Origin of the sequence: Agrobacterium sp. ICMP 6402, assembly GCF_009498615.1 — a bacterium.
Classification (GTDB): Bacteria; Pseudomonadota; Alphaproteobacteria; order Rhizobiales; family Rhizobiaceae; genus Agrobacterium; species Agrobacterium burrii.
Genome location: NZ_QSNV01000029.1, coordinates 1 through 1,259, shown reverse-complemented (window position 1 = coordinate 1,259; position 1,259 = coordinate 1). Strand labels below are relative to the sequence as shown.

General features: G+C 56.2%; 1 protein-coding gene and 1 pseudogene. Both read left to right on the top strand.

All coding sequences use genetic code 11. The features are described 5' to 3' along the window. Window positions 1–774 (top strand): annotated as a pseudogene (locus DXT96_RS26810) (sucrose phosphorylase); the annotation flags it as partial. Window positions 775–894: 120 nt separating this feature from the next. After that, a partial coding sequence (gene traR, locus DXT96_RS26805) for a transcriptional regulator TraR (protein WP_153517193.1) occupies window positions 895–1,259 on the top strand: 365 nt, incomplete at its 3' end.

Below are 1,259 nucleotides of genomic sequence, written 5' to 3'. Positions count from 1 at the left end.
GTCGAAATTCACAGTTACTATCGTGACCAGATCGAAATCGCCAGGAAGGTTGACCGCGTCTACGATTTCGCGCTGCCCCCACTGATATTGCATTCATTGTTCACGGGCGATGCGACAGCGCTGGCGCGTTGGCTGGAGATCAGCCCTCGCAACGCAATCACCGTCCTCGACACTCACGACGGGATCGGCGTCATCGATGTAGGCGCGCACAGTGATGGCCGACCCGGACTTTTAGAACCGCAGGCAATTGACAATCTGGTCGAGGAGATTCACAGGCGCTCGGAGGACCAGAGCCGTTTGGCAACAGGCACGGCAGCCTCGAACCTGGATCTCTATCAGGTGAACTGCACCTATTACGACGCCCTCGGCCGCAACGACGACGACTACCTCATCGCCCGCGCCATCCAGTTTTTCGCGCCCGGTATTCCGCAGGTCTATTACGTCGGTCTCTTGGGGGGGCTTAACGACATGGAATTGCTGAGAAAGACCGGTGTCGGGCGTGACATCAATCGGCGCTTCTTTGAAGACCGGGAAATTGATCTCGCTCTTGAAACGCCGCTCGTCAAACGACTGTCGGACTTGATCCGCTTCCGTAACACCCATCCGGCCTTCAATGGATCATTCGAGGTAGCAACGGATGACACCGGAAGCCTTGTTCTAAGCTGGAATCTCGACGCCGAGTTTGCTCAACTAATAGTTTCGTTCTCTCAAGGCGAGGCAACGATCACGGCTTCAGGCTGCAACGATTTCACATTCTCAGGAGCGATCGCATGAGCAACCTGGTGAGACCGGGAAGCCACATCCCATCTAAAGTTCAGCCATCGATGTCCTCGATATACTGTCGGACGAACAGCGACGACGAGGATACTGGCGACACCTAGAAGGAGATAGAGAATGCAGCATTGGCTGGACAAGCTGACCGATCTTACGGCAATTGAGGGCGATGGGTGCATCCTCAAAACAGGGCTGGCGGACGTCGCCGACCATTTCGGCTTCACCGGCTATGCTTATCTCCACATCCAGCACAAGCACATCATCGCCGTGACCAACTATCATAACGATTGGCGGTCGCTCTACTTCGACAAGAAATTCGACGCTCTCGACCCGGTCGTCAAACGCGCAAGATCCAGGAAGCACGTCTTCGCCTGGTCCGGCGAGCAGGAGCGACCAGCGCTCTCGAAGGAAGAGCGTGCCTTCTATGCACAAGCGGCCGATTTTGGCATCCGCTCCGGCATCACCATCCCCATCAGGACCGCCAA